Genomic DNA, 16391 nt, shown 5'->3' with positions numbered 1-16391 from the left:
AGGGTTTGCCTGGGCGAACAGGTGTTCGCATCGGGTGGTGCTCGGCGCGCATGCCGGCTGCCGGCCCGGCGACGCCGAGGGGACGAGCGGGACGAGAGGGGCGCGGCATGCGGGTCTTGGGGGTCGACCCCGGTCTGACCCGATGCGGCGTCGGCGTGGTCGACGGCGCGGTCGGCAAGCCGCTGCGGATGATCGAGGCGGGCGTGGTGCGCACCCCGGCCGAGGCGGCCATCGACGCCCGGCTGCTGGGCATCGAGCAGGGCATCGAGGAGTGGCTGGACCGGCACCGGCCGGACTGCGTCGCGGTCGAGCGGGTGTTCAGCCAGCACAACGTGAGCACCGTGATGGGCACCGCACAGGCATCGGCCGTCGCGATCGTGTGCGCCGCGCGGCGCGGCCTGCCGGTGACGCTGCACACCCCGAGCGAGGTCAAGGCCGCGGTGACCGGGAGCGGGCGCGCGGACAAGGCCCAGATCGGCGCGATGGTGACCCGTATCCTGCGTCTGGACGGCCCGCCGAAACCGGCGGACGCCGCCGACGCGGTCGCGCTGGCGATCTGTCACATCTGGCGCGGCGGCGCCTCCGACCGGCTCGCGGCGGCGGTGGCCGCAGCGCGCACCCCCGCCGCGCGGCTGCCGCGCGGCACCCGCCGATGACCGGATCCGCTCGCCGGCCGCCTTCGACGACCGGGCCCGGCAGGACCGACGTCGGGGCGACCGGCCCACGTACCACCGACCAACCAGGAGCACTCGGGTGATCGCGTTCGTCTCCGGAACCGTGGCCGGACTCGGCCCGGACACCGCCGTCGTCGAGGTCGGCGGGGTCGGCCTGGCCGTGCAGTGCACGCCCACCACGCTGGCCACGCTGCGCGTGGGGACGGCGGCCCGACTGGCCACGTCGCTGGTGGTGCGGGAGGACTCGCTCACCCTGTTCGGCTTCGCCGACGACGACGAGAAGCGCACGTTCGAGGTGCTGCAGACCGCCAACGGGGTGGGGCCCAAGCTGGCCCTGGCGATGCTCGCCGTCCACAGCCCCGACGCGCTGCGCGCGGCGGTCGCGGGCAAGGACGCCAAGGCGCTCACCGCCGTGCCGGGGATCGGCCCCAAGGGTGCGCAAAAGCTGCTCCTGGACCTGAAGGACAAGCTCGGCGCACCCACCGGCGCGGGCGGCGCGCTCGGCGTCGGCGCCCCGGTGAGCGCGGGCTGGCGCGATCAGCTGCACGCCGCGCTGGTCGGCCTGGGCTATGCCACGCGCGAGGCGGACGACGCGGTCGCCGCGGTGACCGCCGAGGCGGAGGCCGCGGCCACGCCCGACATCGGCGCGCTGCTCAAGGCGGCGCTGCGCGGCCTGAACCGCAGATGAACCGGCGCAGGCGACCCGTCGCCCGGCGCGGCACCACCGTGTCGCCCGGGTCGGGCAGGATGAGCGCAGGCCGCACGAACACGACCATGGGCGGAACACGATGACGCAGGACGGCGAACGCCTGGTGACCGCCGCGGCGGACGGCGAGGACCAGGCCGTCGAGGCCGCGCTGCGGCCGAAGAACCTCGACGAGTTCATCGGCCAGGAGCGGGTGCGCGAGCAACTGTCCCTGGTGCTGACCGCGGCGCTGGGCCGCGGCGGCACCGCCGATCACGTGCTGCTGTCCGGTCCGCCCGGGCTCGGCAAGACCACGCTGTCGATGATCATCGCGGCCGAGATGGGTGTGCCGATCCGGATCACCTCCGGCCCGGCCATCCAGCACGCCGGCGACTTGGCCGCGATCTTGTCCTCGCTGTCCGAGGGCGAGGTGCTCTTCCTCGACGAGATCCACCGGATGTCGCGGCCCGCCGAGGAGATGTTGTACATGGCGATGGAGGACTTCCGGGTCGACATCATCGTCGGCAAGGGCCCCGGCGCCACCGCGATCCCGCTCGACCTGCCGCCGTTCACCCTGGTGGGCGCGACCACTCGGGCCGGTTTGTTGCCGCCGCCGCTGCGCGACCGGTTCGGCTTCACCGGCCACATGGACTTCTACGCACCCGCCGAACTCGAACGGGTGCTGAACCGCTCGGCACGGCTGCTCGACGTCGAGCTGTCCGCGGAGGGCGGCGCCGAGATCGCCGGCCGCTCGCGCGGTACGCCCCGGATCGCCAACCGGCTGCTGCGCCGGGTCCGCGACTACGCGCAGGTCCGGGCGAACGGCAAGGTCGATCGGGACATCGCCGCCCGCGCGCTGGACGTGTACGAGGTGGACGCGCTGGGCCTGGACCGGCTGGACCGGGCCGTCCTGCAGGCGCTGACCACACTGTTCGGCGGCGGTCCGGTGGGCCTGTCCACGCTGGCCGTGGCGGTCGGCGAGGAGACCGAGACGGTCGAGGAGGTCGCCGAACCGTTCCTGGTCCGCAGCGGTTTCCTGGCCCGCACCCCGCGCGGTCGGGTGGCCACCGCGAAGGCCTGGCTGCATCTGGGGCTGAACCCGCCACAGGGGGCGCTGCCTGGGCAGCACGGTGCACAACAGAGCGTGTTGTTCGACAACGGGGCCGTGACCGGTAAGGATGCAACCGAGTGAGGCCGGTGCGTGTCGGGAACGCACGCGGTCGGTAGTCGTTGTTCCTGTAGTAAGTACCCGTCTAGACTCCGCCGAGGCTGCCGCACCGTGGCCGGCCGAGTGTCACCGTCCGGGCCGCCGAGCGGCCTTGGGAAGGAATCGTTTCAAGCCGTGGACCCGCTTACCCTCCTCCTGCCAGTAATCATCGTCGTGGTGTTCTACTTCCTGATCATCAAGCCCGGGAAGGCACGCCAGCGACAGGCCATGGAAACGCAGAACTCGCTGGTCCCGGGCGCCGAGGTCCGCACGATCGCGGGGCTGTATGCGACGGTCACCGAGGTGGAGGACGATTCCGTCATCCTTGAGGTCGCGCCCGATGTGCACTGCCGCTTCGTCAAGAGCGCCATCGCCGCCGTCCTGTCCTCCGGTGACGACGCCGACGACGAGCACGAGCACGAGCACGAAGACGACGCCGAGGCCGGCGACGACGTCGTGAAGCTCGACAAGAAGCCCGAGCCCGTCGAGGACTCCGCGGCCGAGGACACCAAGACCGTGGACGTCACCAAGACCGAGGGCGCGAGCAAGGCGTCCGAGGCCGGCGACCGGCTGCGCAAGGACGACAAGCAGGACTAGTTCGGCTCGTGGTGGGTGCGGTGGTCCTCGGACCACCGCAGAGCAATACAGTCATGTGACCGGGGGTGACACCCCGGATACGACAGCGTCCGGCGTCCTGCCGGGCGCCGTGCCGTGCCGGCGGACGTGGCCAAGGCCCGTCCGCGGCGGCATCGAGAGGGAGATTGGGCGAAGGTGGCAGCACCGAAATCGAGTTCCCGAGGGCACCCGGGACGGGTCCTTGCCTTCATCGGGGTCGTGATCGTCGCGCTGTACGCGATCATGTTCTCGACCGGGGACAAGACCCCACGTCTGGGCATCGACCTCGCGGGCGGCACCAGTGTCACGCTCACCGCCAAGGCCGACCAGGGCCGCAACGGTGCGGTCAACAAGTCGAACATGCAGACCGCGGTGGAGATCATCCGCCAGCGCGTCAACGCGTTCGGTGTGTCCGAGGCGGAGGTGCAGACCGAGGGCGACCGCAACATCGTCATCAGCATCCCCAAGGGCAAGAACGAGAAGGAGACGGCGGAGCAGGTCGGCCAGACCGCGAAGCTGTTCTTCCGCCCCGTTCTGGAGGCCACGGCATTCACCCCCCAGGGTGGGACCAAGCTGCCGCTGACTCCGCCGTCGACGCCGTCCGCGAGCACCCCGCCGGCAAGCACGCCGCCCGCGAGCACGCCGCCCGCGGCCGAGTCGGGCAAGCCGCAGGGCCGGGTCATCCCGAACCTGAAGGACGCGTCCGGCGCCCCGACCCCGCCGCCGTCCACGCCGCCCGCGAGCACCCCGCCCGCGACGCCTCCGGCGAGCACCCCGCCGGCCGGAGCCGACGCGAACGGCATCACGCCCGAGCTGCGCGCGAAGTACGCCAACCTGGACTGCTCCCTCCCGGAGAACCGCGGCCTCGGCCCGGTGCCGGCCCCGGAGGACCAGCCGACCGTGGCATGCAGCCGCGATCAGGGCGAGGGCGAGGAGAAGTACATCCTCGGTCCGGTGCTGATCCCCGGCACGGACGTGGACTCCTCGAAGGCGCAGCTGCCGCAGAACGGCAGCGTCGGCGGCTGGGAAGTCGAGCTGAAGTTCACCGACGCCGGCACCAACAAGTTCACCAAGATCACCGGTGACCTGGCGGCGGGCAAGTACCCGACCAACCGCTTCGCGATCGACCTGGACGGTGTGGTCGTCTCCGCGCCGTCGGTGAAGGCGGAGATCCCCGGCGGCAGCGCCGTGATCTCGGGCAACTTCACCCGCAGCTCGGCCAAGGACCTGGAGAACGTGCTCAAGTACGGCGCGCTCCCGCTGTCCTTCACCAAGAGCGACGTGACCACGGTGTCCGCGTCGCTGGGCGGTGACCAGCTCCGGGGCGGTCTGATCGCGGGTGCGATCGGCATCGTCCTGGTCATCCTGTACTCGCTGTTCTACTACCGGGGCCTCGGCCTGGTGAGCATCGCGAGTCTGGCCGTCTCGGCGGCCCTGACCTACGCCATCATGTGTCTGCTCGGCCGAAGTATCGGCTTCGCACTCAACCTGCCGGCGGTGTGTGGCGCGATCGCCGCGATCGGTATCACGGTGGACTCGTTCATCGTGTACTTCGAGCGGATCCGGGACGAGATCCGCGAGGGTCGCACGTTGCGACCCGCCGTGCAGAAGGCGTGGCCCCGGGCCCGGCGCACCATCCTGGTGTCCGACGCGGTGTCGTTCCTGGCCGCCGCGGTGCTGTACGTCGTCTCGGTCGGCAAGGTCCAGGGCTTCGCGTTCACCCTCGGCCTGACCACGCTGCTCGACGTCGTGGTGGTGTTCCTGTTCACCAAGCCGCTCATGACGATCCTCGCCAAGCGCAAGTTCTTCGCGGACGGCCACAAGTGGTCCGGCCTCGATCCCGAAGCGCTCGGTGCCAATCAGCGCCAGTCGTACCGCAGCCGTCGCCCGCGTGGGCGCGCTGCCGGCGTCAAGGAGGCGTGATGAGTCGCTTCGGTGACATCAAGAACATCGGCGTCCGGCTGCACCACGGCGACGTCTCGTTCGACTTCGTCGGCCGCAAGAAGTTGTGGTACTCGATCTCCGCACTGATCCTGCTGCTCGCGGTCGGCGGTCTGCTCGGCCGCGGGCTGCACCAGGGCATCGAGTTCAAGGGCGGTTCGGTCTACACGATCGAGCACACCTCGGCCTCGCAGAGCGACGCCCGCAAGGCGGTGGAGCCGTTCACCGACGGCACGGACGCCATAGTGCAGAAGGTCGGCGGCGACGGCCTGCGGATCCAGATCGCGGAGTCGGACGCGGACAAGACCAAGGAGGTCGCGGCGGCCATCGCCAAGGACCTCAAGGTCGCGCCGGACAAGGTCAACACGCAGGTGGTCGGTCCCAGCTGGGGCAAGGAGATCTCCAAGAAGGCCCTGCAGGGCCTGGTGATCTTCATGATCCTGGTGGTGATCTACCTCACCTTCGCCTTCGAGTGGCGGATGGCCGTGGCGGCGCTGGTCGCGCTGATCCACGACATCGTGATCACCATCGGTGTGTATGCGCTGGTGGGCTTCGAGGTGACGCCGGGCACGGTGATCGGTCTGCTGACGATTCTCGGTTACTCCCTGTACGACACCGTCGTGGTGTTCGACACGGTCAAGGAGAACGCCAAGAACATCACCAAGCAGACCAAGCTCACCTACAGCGAAGCGGCCAACGCGGGTCTGAACCAGACCCTGGTGCGCTCGATCAACACCACGGTCGTCGCGCTGCTGCCGGTGGCGTCGCTGCTGTTCGTCGGTGGCGGTCTGCTCGGTGCGGGCATGCTCAAGGACATCGCGCTGTCGCTGTTCGTGGGCCTGGCCGCCGGTGCGTTCTCGTCGATCTTCATCGCCACGCCGATCCTGGCGGACCTCAAGGAGCGGTCGCCGGAGATGCGACAGCTGGCGAAGAAGGTGGCCCAGCGCCGGGCGTCCGAGGCGAAGGCGGCCCAGGCCGCCGAGGGCTCCGGGATCCCCGCGGATCGGGCCGAGGGTCACCCGGACGTGGACGGGGCCGGCGAGTCGGACGACGACGAGACCGTACCCGCGCAGGGCGGTGCGCCGCGTGCGGGCGCCTCGCGCGGTCGGGCGCGCACTCGTCCCGGCGGCAAGAGGAAGCGTTGATGGCCGACGAGGCGATGCCGGACGAGGAGCTGCGCAAGCTCCTGGAGAGCCGGATCCGGGACGTGCCGGACTGGCCGCAGCCGGGCGTGGTGTTCAAGGACATCTCCCCGCTGCTGGCCGATCCGGTCGCGTTCGCGGCCCTGGTCGACGCGCTGGCCGAGCGCTGTGCGGGCCGGGTGGACAAGGTGGTCGGGATCGAGGCCCGAGGCTTCATCCTGGCCGCGCCGGTGGCCTACCGTGCGCAGGCCGGATTCGTTCCGGTGCGCAAGGCGGGCAAGCTGCCGTGCGCGACGTTCGCGCAGTCCTACGAGCTGGAGTACGGCTCGGCCACACTGGAGGTGCACCAGGACGCGTTCGAGCCCGGTGACCGGGTGCTCGTGATCGACGACGTGCTCGCCACCGGCGGGACCGTCGAGGCCACGATCGACCTGGTCAGGCGGGCCGGCGCGGAGGTGGTGGGGGTCGAGGTGCTGCTCGAACTCGGCTTCCTGAACGGCCGGGCGCGGCTCGCGCCGGTGCTGCCGGAAGGCACGCTGGAGTCGTTCATCGTCGTGTGACACGCCGCCGAAAGCGTGTCGACGGAGGCCGGAGGCGCCCCTGGTGGGGAGTCTTCGGCCTTCGCCGTTGCGGCGGCTGCCGTTCCGGATGGCCGAGTCGTGAGGGCGTGGGTCAGTACGATGGAAGTTACGTCATCTGTGGGAGGAGTTCCCTTGCCGGACGAGGTCGCGCCCGTCGCGTCGTCCTCGGGGGATGCCGTCGAACACGCGGCTCCCTCGGACGACGCCACACGTGCCACACCGGGCCCCTCGGGCCATCCTCCGGTGGGCGCCGGAGGAGCCGACGAGGCGGTGACCCGTGCCCGGCCCGACGCCGAGCCCGCGGAGCCGGTGGCGACGCCGGCGGACGCTCCCGGGCGGGCCCCCGCCGAGCGCCCGGCCGCGGCCGGACCGAGCGCCGCCGAGCCGGCCGCCACCGAGCCGAAGGGCGTCGAGCCGACGGGTGTCGAGCCGAAGGGCGCCGGATCCGGCGGGGCGCGAGGGAGCGAGGCACAGGCCGCCGCGTCCTCCGAGGACAGCGCCGACGGCCCGCGCGGCAGCGACGGCCACAGCGGCCCCGCCGCCGGTGCGGCCGGGCCCGAGGCCAGGGGACCCAGGCCGGCCGCGAAGGCCGCGCCGAGCCCCGCGGGCGCCTCGCGCGGTGGCGGCACCGAGCGCTCGCGCTCGCTGCGGGTGGACGGCCCCAGCCGGGTCCGCGCGCGGCTGGCCAGGCTGGGCGTACAGCGCAACAGCGTGTACAACCCGGTCCTGGAGCCGCTGCTGCGGGTGGTGCGGGTCAACGACCCCAAGGCCGACCTGCGCCAGATCGAGCGGGCGTACACCACCGCCGAGCGCTGGCACCGCGGCCAGCGGCGCAAGAGCGGCGACCCGTACATCACCCACCCGCTCGCCGTCGCCACCATCCTGGCCGAGCTCGGGATGGACCCGCCGACGCTGATGGCCGGGCTGCTGCACGACACCGTCGAGGACACCGACTACGGGCTCGACGCGCTGCGCCGCGACTTCGGCGACACCGTGGCGATGCTCGTGGACGGCGTGACCAAGCTGGACAAGGTCAAGTTCGGCGAGGCCGCACAGGCCGAGACCGTGCGCAAGATGGTCATCGCGATGGCCAAGGACCCGCGGGTCCTGGTGATCAAGCTCGCCGACCGGCTGCACAACATGCGCACCATGCGCTACCTCAAGCGGGAGAAGCAGGAGCGCAAGGCCCGCGAAACACTGGAGATCTACGCCCCGCTCGCGCACCGCCTGGGCATGAACACGATCAAGTGGGAGCTGGAGGACCTGGCGTTCGCCATCCTCTACCCCAAGATGTACGACGAGATCGTGCGCCTGGTCGCCGAGCGGGCACCCAAGCGGGACGAATACCTGGCCCTGGTCACCGACCAGGTGCAGGGCGACCTGCGCTCGGCGCGGATCAAGGCCACGGTCACCGGGCGGCCGAAGCACTACTACTCGGTCTACCAGAAGATGATCGTGCGCGGCCGCGAGTTCACCGAGATCTACGACCTGGTGGGCATCCGGGTCCTGGTCGACTCGGTCCGCGACTGCTACGCGGCGCTGGGCACCATCCACGCGCGCTGGAATCCGGTGCCGGGGCGGTTCAAGGACTACATCGCGATGCCCAAGTTCAACATGTACCAGTCGCTGCACACGACGGTGATCGGCCCCGAGGGCAAGCCGGTCGAGTTGCAGATCCGCACCTTCGACATGCACCGCCGGGCCGAGTACGGCATCGCCGCGCACTGGAAGTACAAGGCCGAGGCGGTCGGCGCCAAGGGCGCCGCGAAGACCGACACCAAGCCCGCGCGCAAGGGCGAGAACCCGGCCAACGACATGGCCTGGCTGCGCCAGCTCCTGGACTGGCAGCGGGAGACCGAGGACCCGGGCGAGTTCCTGGAGTCGCTGCGCTTCGACCTCTCCAGCCAGGAGGTCTTCGTCTTCACGCCCAAGGGCGACGTGATAGCGCTGCCGGCCGGCTCGACGCCGGTCGACTTCGCCTACGCGGTGCACACCGAGGTCGGACACCGCACGATCGGGGCCCGGGTCAACGGGCGGTTGGTCCCGCTGGAGAGCCGGCTGGACAACGGCGACCTGGTCGAGGTGTTCACCTCCAAGAGCGAGACCGCGGCGCCCAGCCATGACTGGCTCGGCTTCGTCAAGTCGCCGCGGGCCCGCAACAAGATCCGCCAGTGGTTCTCCAAGGAGCGCCGCGAGGAGGCGATCGAGCAGGGCAAGGAGGGCCTGACCCGGGCCATGCGCAAGCAGGGCCTGCCGTTGCAGCGGCTGATGTCCGGCGGCGGCGACACCCTGGTCACCCTCGCGCACGAGCTGCGCTACCCGGACATCTCGTCGCTGTACGCGGCGATCGGGGAGGGGCACGTCTCGGCGCAGAACATCGTGCAGCGCCTGGTCGAGTCGCTCGGCGGCGAGGAGGGCGCCTCGGAGGACCTCGCCGAGGCCACCCGGCCCACCACGACCCGCCGCCGGCCGCGCTCGACCGGGAACCCCGGAGTCGTGGTCAAGGGCGTCGACGACATCTGGGTCAAGTTGTCCCGCTGCTGCACGCCGGTGCCGGGCGATCCGATCATCGGTTTCGTCACCAGGGGCAACGGCGTCTCGGTGCACCGGCAGGACTGCGGCAACGTCGAGTCGTTGTCCCAGCAGTCCGAGCGGATCGTCGACGTCGAGTGGGCGCCGACCGCGTCCTCGGTGTTCCTGGTCGCCATAGAGGTGCAGGCGCTGGATCGTTCGCGGTTGTTGTCGGACATCACCCGGGTGCTGTCCGACCAGCACGTGAACATCTTGTCCGCGTCGGTGGCCACGACCCGGGACCGGGTCGCGGTGAGCCGGTTCACCTTCGAGATGGGCGATCCGAAGCACCTGGGGCATGTGCTCAAGGCGGTGCGCGGGGTCGAGGGCGTGTTCGACGCGTATCGGGTGACCAGCGGGCGGCAGCAGTAGGCCGGTCGCCGCGCGGAGGGCTTGGCGCGCACGCGCGGGCGGCGTAGCCGAGCAGGTCATGCCGGGCCGGCAAGGGTCGGCGCGCACGCGCGCACGGGGCGGCGCCGGGAGTGATCCCGGCGCCGCCCCGTGCCCGTCGTGGTCGGCTCGGCCGCGTTCGGTCGGGTCGAGCGGGTTCGGCGAGTTCGGCGTGTTCAGCCGCGGGGGCCGCGCCAGACGGTCATCGAGACCTTCCAGTACTGGCTGGGGCCCGTGGTGGACGGGATCTCGTTGATCCGGACAGTGCCGACCAGGCCGTTCTTGGTGTCCTTGGTGCAGATCACCGAGCCCACCTTGAGGTAGGTGAACGGCAGCTGGTTGTTGCTCGCGTACCGGGTCTCGCCCAGGCAGGTCTGGAAGTCGCTGGGCTGCCCCGGGTCGAGCAGCACCATCTCCCTGCCCTGGATGTAGTTGCCGTCGCTGTAGAAGTACAGGACGCCCGCCGTGTCGTCGCTGCTGCAACTGCCCTTCCACGTGGTGGTGTAGCTCAGGCCGACGCAGTAGCCGTTGGGTACGTCCAACTGCCGCTCGAACAGCACGCCGCCCTCGGCCACGCCGCCGGCGGTGGCGATCGCGGTCGCGCTCTCGCCGGGGCGGGCCGCGATCGACGGCGCGCCGGTGGCGGTGGAGGTGGAGGTCGGGGCGCCGGTGCGTTTGGCGCTTGTGGTGGCGGACGGGGTCGGCGTGGCGCCGGCGGGAGCGTTCGGGCTCGGGGTCTGCGACTGGGATCCGGTCTTCGCGGCGGGGGACTTGTCATCGTCGTTGTTGCGCAGGCCGATCGCCAGGCCCGCGCCGGCTGCGGCCAGGACCAGCACGGTGACCGCCGCGATCAGCGCGCGGCGCTTGCGGCGGCGGCCCACGGTCGGGTCCTTGGGCGGACCGGGCGGTTGCTCGTTGACCCGGCGGGTGACCTCGGCGACCAGGGTCGGCGGCAGCCAGCCCTCGCCGATCTGGAGCCGGGTGCCCTCGGAGGCGACCCGACACAGCTCGATCACCTCGTGCGGGGTCGGCCGCCGCTGCGGATCCTTGTCCAGGCAGCGTCGTACCACCGGCAGCAACTGCGCGGGTACGGCGGACAGTTCGGGTTCCTGATGGACCACGCGGTAGAGCACCGAGCTGTCCGTGCCCTCGCCGAACGCGGACATCCCGGTGGCCGCGTAGGTGGCCAGCGAGCCGAGTGCGAAGACGTCGGTGGCGGGCTTGGAGGGCAGGCCCCGCGCCTGCTCGGGCGCCATGAACGCCGGGGTCCCGATGCTCATCCCGGTCCGGGTGAGCGGCGTGGCGTCGGCGGCCCGGGCGATGCCGAAGTCGATCACGCGCGGGCCGTCGGCGGCCAGGATCACGTTGGACGGCTTGAGGTCGCGGTGGATCACACCCGCCCGGTGCACCGACTGGAGCGCCTCGGCGACGCCGGCCATCAACACCAGGACGGTCTCCGCGGGCAGCGGACCGTGCCGGTAGACGGCCTCGTAGAGGGACGGGCCCGGGACGTAGGCGGTGGCCAGCCACGGCTGTGCGGCTTCCGCGTCGGTGTCGATCACGGGGGCGGTGTACAGGCCCTGGACGCGCTGGGCGGCGGCCACCTCCTGGCGAAAGCGCCGGCGGAACTCGGGGTCGTCGGCGAACTCGCCCCGGATCACCTTGATCGCGACGGGCCGACCACCGGGCGTGTAGGAGAGATACACCCGCCCCATCCCGCCCGAGCCCAGCCGGGCCCGGAGCAGATAGCCGCCCACGGTGCGCGGGTCGTCGCCTTCCAGCGGCGCGAGCACGGCCCGGTCGGGGCCGTCCCAGGAGGGCACGACGGGGGCGCTGCCGGCTTCGCGCGCAACGGCGGAGGAGCGCCGGTCGGAGGGCCGCTCCACGACGGGCGGCTGCACGGTGGCGGGCTCCCCGGCGGAGGCGGGGGCCTGGCGGTGGGCGGCCAGGTTGGGATTGGGCTGGGTGGGCTCGACGGCGGGCCGGCGGAGCGGGGCGATGGGTTCGTTGGGTGCGGGTGCGGGTGCGGGTGCGGGTGCGGGTGTGGGTGGGGGCGTGGGGGCGGTGAGCGGGTCGGCGGGGGGCCGGATGGGCTCGGGGGACTTGGCCTGTGCGGGTTGGTCAGTGGCGGCGCTGGTTTCGTCCGACGCGGACGGGGAGGCAGGGGCGGTTGCGGCCGGGGGCGTCGGGGTGGTGATCGGGGCCGGTGTCGGGGTCGGTCGGGCGGGCCCGGTGGGTGAGTCGCTTTGGAGGGCTTCGAGGATCGGGGCGACGGTGGTTTCGTCGGATGTGGACGTGGACGCCTGCGGGGGCGTTGGGGTGGTCGTCGGGGCCGAGGCGGGCTGCTGGGTGGGTTCGGGGGAAGTGGCGGGTCCGGCGGGGGAGTTGCTTTGGGCCCCCTCGTTGCTCGGCGAGAGGATGGTTTCGCCGGACGCGGACGCGGGTGCGTGCGTGGCCGGGGGCGTCTCGGTGGCGGCTCCGGCGGGGGCCGGTGGTTTCGGCGGAGAGGCCGGCGCGGGTGGCGATGCGGGCGTCGGGTCGGCCGCCGGTGCGGTGGCGGCGGGAGTCGTGCTCGGCTGCTCGGAGGGCGGAGCGGTGGGCCTGGCGGGGGCCGCTTCGGCCGGAGGCGCGGTGGGCGGCGTCGGCGGAGCCTGGGGCGGCGGCGGGGGCGTGCCGGGAGCGGCGGCCGAGGGCGGGGTCGCGGGCGCGGCCGGGTAGACCGGAGGCGGCGGCGTGTTCGGGGCCGGCGGCCGGCCGATCGAGGGGGCGGCGCTCGGCCGAGGCGGCGGCGGGGGCGAGGACGGCGCGACGGGAGTGGCCTCGGGAGCCGGGCCGGCCAGATGGGCCGCGGCCACCTCGCGCCACTTGGCCTCCCAGCCGGTGGGGACCGCGCCGCAGGCCGACACGATCGCCATCGTGACGGTGAGCGAGGGCAACATCGCCCCGGACAGCGCCGCCGCCAGCACCGTCTCGTTGATGCCCGCGCGCCGGGCCAGTTCGGCGGCCGGCACCTCGCCCGCCGCGTCCCGGATCGCCCTCAGCGCGGCGGCGAATTCGATCAGCGGATCTGGCTGAGACATGGGTGCTCCCCCGTACCTGATTCCTGAACCGGTGGTGATTGCGGGTCACATGATGATGGATCGCATGGCTCGAAAGCACCTCGGTCGCGAAACCGGAAGCAACCCGTAGCCATCACCTGCCGGCGCCGAACCCCCGCGACTCGCGGCCCCGTTCGCCCGCCCCGAACACACTCGCGAGCACCGACGCCGGAACAACGTGGGCGGGCGGCGTGTGCGGATGTGGGAAAACGGGCGGACCCGGGTCGGCGTGTTGCCGGCCCGGGTCCGCCCGTACCTTGTGTTCGCCGCCGCGCGGATGCGCGGCTCGCTCAGCCGGAGAACTCCTCCAGGGCCTTGTTCGCCTCGGCCAGCCACTCCGCGCGCGCCGCGATCGATTCCTCGGCCTCGCGCAGCTTGCGCTCGTTCCCGGCCGCCCGGGCCTTCTCCGCCTGCTGGGTCAGCTTGTCGATGGACGCCTGGATCTGGTCCACCGCGGCCTGCGCCCGCGCCCGAGCCTCCGGGTTGGTGCGCTTCCACAGCTCTTCCTCGGCCTCGCGGATCGCCCGCTCGACGCTCTGCAGGCGGGCCTCCATCTTCGGCCGGGCATCGCGCGGGACGTGGCCGATGGCCTCCCAGCGATCGTTGATCGAGCGCAGCGCGGCCCGCGCCGCCTTGACGTCCGTCACCGGGACGATCGTCTCGGCCTCGACGAGCAGCAGCTCCTTCGCGGCCTGGTTCTCCCGCTGCTCGGAGTCGCGCTCGGCGAACACCTCGCTGCGCGCCGCGAAGAACACGTCCTGCGCGGCCCGGAAGCGCTGCCACAGCTCTTCCTCGACGTCGCGCTGGGCCCGACCGGCGGCCTTCCAGTCGTTCATCAGGTCGCGGTAGCGCGCCGCGGTGTCGGTCCACTCGGTGGACGTCGACAGCGCCTCGGCCGCCTCGACCAGCTTCTCCTTGACGCGCTTGGCGCTGTCGCGCTGCCCGTCCAGCTCCGCGAAGTGCGCCTTGCGGCGCTTGGCGAAGTTGGACCGGGCCTGCGAGAACCGGTGCCACAGCTCGTCGTCGGCCTTGCGGTCCAGCCGCGGCACGGCCTTCCACGCGTCCACCAGCGCGCGCAGCCGCTCGCCGGCCGGACGCCAGTCCGTGCTCTGGCCCAGCTGCTCGGCCTCGGCGACGATGCGCTCCTTGGCGCTCTGCGCCTCCTCCTGCGCCTTGGCGCGGGTGGCCTTGCGCTCCTCGCGCTTGGAATCCACCACGGTCACCAGCGCGTCCAAACGCTTGACGAGCGATTCCAGATCGCCGACCGCGTTCGCGTCGACGATGCTCGCGCGCAGGCGCTCGATCGCGTGGTGGGCGTCCTTGGGAGCGAGGTCGGTGGTCCGTACCCGCCGCGCGAGCAACTCCACCTCGACGGCGAGCCCCTCGTACTTGCGCCGGAAGTAGGCCAGGGCCTCGTCCGGGGAACCCGCCTGCCACGAACCGACGGAGCGCTCACCGTCCGCCGTCTTGACAAAGACGTTTCCCTGCTCGTCCACGCGGCCCCACGGGTCGCTGCTCACAGCGGCCTCCTTCGATGCTGAATGCGGCGCACTTTACACAGGACCCCGGGGCGCGGGCCGGGCCGAGTCCCGGGAGTCGCCGTGGAACATGCGTCCGGTCGGTTGCTACTTGGCCACGGTCACGCTGTCGAGGACCACGTTCTCGTGCGGCGCACCGTCGCTGCCGCCGTCCGCGGTACCCGCGGCGGCGATCTTCGCCAGCACGTCCATCCCGCCGGTGACCTTGCCGAACGGGGTGTAGTTCGGCGGGAGCTTGCTGTCCCCGGTCACCAGGAAGAACTGGCTCCCGTTGGTGCCCGGGCCCGAGTTCGCCATCGCGACGGTGCCGGCCGGGTAGGCCGCGGTGCCGTCCGGGCCCGCCGTACCGAGATTCTCGTCGACGAACTTGTAGCCGGGGCCGCCGGTGCCCGTCCCGGTCGGGTCGCCGCACTGGAGCACGGCCAGACCGCCAGTGGTCAGCCGGTGGCACTTGGTGTGGTCGAAGAACTTCTTGCCCGCCAGGAACGCGAACGAGTTCACCGTGTGCGGCGCCTTCGCCGCCTCCAGCGCCACCGTCACCTCGCCACACGTGGTCTTGAGGGTCATCGTGTACGCCGCCTTGGTGTCGATCGACATCGCGGGCTCGGTGGCGAACTGCTCCTTGGTCGGCTCACCCGGAGCCGGTGCCGCACACGTCTTCGGCTTGGCGTCGGGGGCCGGCGACTGCGGCGCCGAGGGCTGGGTGGTCGGCGTGTTCGACGCACCCGCGTTCGTCGACTTGTCGTCGTCGTCATTCGCCGCCACCGCGAGCCACGCCCCGCCACCGGCCACCACGACCACCGCCGCGACCGCTGCGATGACCTGGTTGCGCCGGCGCCGACGTGCCTGTGCGGTCCCGCGTCGCTGCTGCTGGCGCTCGAACTTCTCGCGCGCGAGCTGCCGCTGGCGCTGCTGTTTGGTGACCACCGCGTGCTCTCCTGGATTCGAACGGACTCGATGACGGACTCGATGTGGATGGACTCGACCCGGACGCCCGACGGCCGAACGAGGGCCGGGGGAGGCCTCCCGGTGCCGTGACGGGATCCGTGCACCGGCCCCGACCTGCGGTGATCCCACAGGCCCGGAACCGACCGCAGCTCGCGCACAGTCTAGGCACGCACCCCCTGAACCGGTTCGCGATCCGCCCCCGCGCGCCGGTAGTCTCGTACCTGATTCCCACGTCCGCCGCATACTTCCGTGCTTGCCCCGCCGCCGGAAGACCCCGAGACCGAGAGGACGAACGTGATCGTCGCCGGGTTCCCCGCAGGGTCCTTCCAGACCAACTGTTACGTGGTCGCCCCTGCCGCCGGTGAGGAATGCGTCATCGTCGACCCCGGGCAGGACGCGTTCGACGGCGTACAGGACATCGTCCGCGAGCACCGGCTGCGCCCGGTGGCCGTCGTGTTGACGCACGGACACATCGATCACATGTTCTCGGTGGTGCCGGTCTGCGCCGAGCACAAGGTGCCCGCGTGGATCCACCCGGACGACCGCGACATGCTCTCCGATCCGGCCAAGGGCCTGTCGCTGGGCGTGGGGCAGCAGCTGTTCGGCGGGATGACCTTCACCGAACCCGAGGACGTGCGCCTGCTCACCGACGGCGCCGTGCTCGACCTCGCCGGCCTCGAGCTGACGGTCCATCATGCGCCCGGCCATACACAGGGGTCGGTGGCCTTCGGCACCCAGGGAAGCGCGGACATCCCGCCCATCCTGTACTCGGGTGACCTGCTGTTCGCCGGCTCCATCGGACGCACCGACCTGCCCGGCGGCGATCACGCGCAGATGTTGCGCTCGTTGTCCCGGGTGTGTCTGCCGCTGCCGGACGAGACCGTCGTCCTGTCCGGCCACGGCCCCCAGACGACGATCGGCCGCGAGCGCGCGAGCAACCCTTATCTGCAAGAGCTGACGCCGCCCGCGGGACCGCACCGAGGAATGTGACGGATTTTCAT

Annotated in this window: 12 protein-coding genes; 9 read left to right on the top strand and 3 right to left on the bottom strand. The window is 71.8% G+C overall.

Annotated elements, in window-relative coordinates; translation table 11 throughout:
* Window positions 1-107 precede the first annotated feature (107 nt).
* The 8 genes from ruvC to ACZOOI_RS03455 all read left to right on the top strand — a co-directional run bounded on the left by ruvC (window position 108) and on the right by ACZOOI_RS03455 (window position 9788).
* On the top strand, window positions 108-656 hold the full coding sequence (gene ruvC / locus ACZOOI_RS03490) for a crossover junction endodeoxyribonuclease RuvC (RefSeq protein ID WP_465279346.1): 549 nt from the start codon (window positions 108-110) through the stop codon (window positions 654-656).
* Window positions 657-753: 97 nt separating this feature from the next.
* Entirely contained in the window at window positions 754-1362 is a 609-nt protein-coding gene (ruvA, locus tag ACZOOI_RS03485) for a Holliday junction branch migration protein RuvA (RefSeq protein ID WP_465279345.1), read from the top strand.
* 100 nt (window positions 1363-1462) lie between these two features.
* Window positions 1463-2551 (top strand): Holliday junction branch migration DNA helicase RuvB, encoded by a 1089-nt coding sequence (gene ruvB / locus ACZOOI_RS03480; RefSeq protein ID WP_391587571.1) that lies wholly within the window; start codon window positions 1463-1465, stop codon window positions 2549-2551.
* A 150-nt stretch (window positions 2552-2701) separates the two neighbouring features.
* Window positions 2702-3163, top strand: coding sequence for a preprotein translocase subunit YajC (gene yajC / locus ACZOOI_RS03475; RefSeq protein WP_465279344.1), 462 nt, complete (start codon window positions 2702-2704; stop codon window positions 3161-3163).
* Between the two features lie 174 nt (window positions 3164-3337).
* Window positions 3338-5104, top strand: a complete 1767-nt coding sequence (gene secD / locus ACZOOI_RS03470) for a protein translocase subunit SecD (RefSeq protein ID WP_465279343.1) — start codon at window positions 3338-3340, stop codon at window positions 5102-5104.
* A complete protein-coding gene (gene secF / locus ACZOOI_RS03465; protein WP_465279342.1) occupies window positions 5104-6267 on the top strand; it encodes a protein translocase subunit SecF in 1164 nt (387 codons plus the stop codon). The genes secD and secF overlap by 1 nt, the downstream gene beginning before the upstream one ends.
* Complete coding sequence (locus ACZOOI_RS03460; protein WP_465279341.1) at window positions 6267-6824, top strand: adenine phosphoribosyltransferase; 558 nt, start codon at window positions 6267-6269, stop codon at window positions 6822-6824. Before secF ends, ACZOOI_RS03460 begins: the two co-directional genes overlap by 1 nt.
* 120 nt (window positions 6825-6944) lie before the next feature.
* The gene (locus ACZOOI_RS03455; protein WP_465279340.1) at window positions 6945-9788 is read left to right on the top strand and encodes a RelA/SpoT family protein; all 2844 of its coding nucleotides are present in this window, start codon (window positions 6945-6947) and stop codon (window positions 9786-9788) included.
* A 194-nt stretch (window positions 9789-9982) separates the two neighbouring features.
* Here ACZOOI_RS03455 and ACZOOI_RS03450 read toward each other — a convergent pair whose 3' ends face one another.
* From ACZOOI_RS03450 to ACZOOI_RS03440, 3 genes are all read right to left on the bottom strand, one after another.
* The gene (locus tag ACZOOI_RS03450; protein ID WP_465279339.1) at window positions 9983-12886 is read right to left on the bottom strand and encodes a protein kinase domain-containing protein; all 2904 of its coding nucleotides are present in this window, start codon (window positions 12884-12886) and stop codon (window positions 9983-9985) included.
* Window positions 12887-13194: 308 nt separating this feature from the next.
* A complete protein-coding gene (locus tag ACZOOI_RS03445; RefSeq protein WP_465279338.1) occupies window positions 13195-14424 on the bottom strand; it encodes a DUF349 domain-containing protein in 1230 nt (409 codons plus the stop codon).
* Between the two features lie 105 nt (window positions 14425-14529).
* Window positions 14530-15369, bottom strand: coding sequence for a peptidylprolyl isomerase (locus ACZOOI_RS03440; protein WP_465279337.1), 840 nt, complete (start codon window positions 15367-15369; stop codon window positions 14530-14532).
* A gap of 315 nt (window positions 15370-15684) precedes the next feature.
* On the opposite strand from ACZOOI_RS03440, the gene ACZOOI_RS03435 reads away from it, so the two are divergent.
* Window positions 15685-16380: an MBL fold metallo-hydrolase gene (locus tag ACZOOI_RS03435; protein ID WP_391587562.1), complete on the top strand. Its 696-nt coding sequence runs from the start codon at window positions 15685-15687 to the stop codon at window positions 16378-16380.
* The last annotated feature ends 11 nt before the right edge of the window (window positions 16381-16391 follow it).

Source organism: Embleya sp. L77, from assembly GCF_055557415.1.
This window is presented reverse-complemented; position numbering and strand designations above follow the sequence as displayed.

What these genes read in the sequence shown, in the direction of transcription:
- ACZOOI_RS03460 (WP_465279341.1), top strand. Translation starts at nt 6,267, where the DNA reads ATGGCCGACGAGGCGATGCCGGACGAGGAGCTGCGCAAGCTCCTGGAG.
- ruvC (WP_465279346.1), top strand. Translation starts at nt 108, where the DNA reads ATGCGGGTCTTGGGGGTCGACCCCGGTCTGACCCGATGCGGCGTCGGC.
- ruvB (WP_391587571.1), top strand. Translation starts at nt 1,463, where the DNA reads ATGACGCAGGACGGCGAACGCCTGGTGACCGCCGCGGCGGACGGCGAG.
- ACZOOI_RS03450 (WP_465279339.1), bottom strand. Translation starts at nt 12,886, where the DNA reads ATGTCTCAGCCAGATCCGCTGATCGAATTCGCCGCCGCGCTGAGGGCG.
- secF (WP_465279342.1), top strand. Translation starts at nt 5,104, where the DNA reads ATGAGTCGCTTCGGTGACATCAAGAACATCGGCGTCCGGCTGCACCAC.
- ACZOOI_RS03455 (WP_465279340.1), top strand. Translation starts at nt 6,945, where the DNA reads ATGGAAGTTACGTCATCTGTGGGAGGAGTTCCCTTGCCGGACGAGGTC.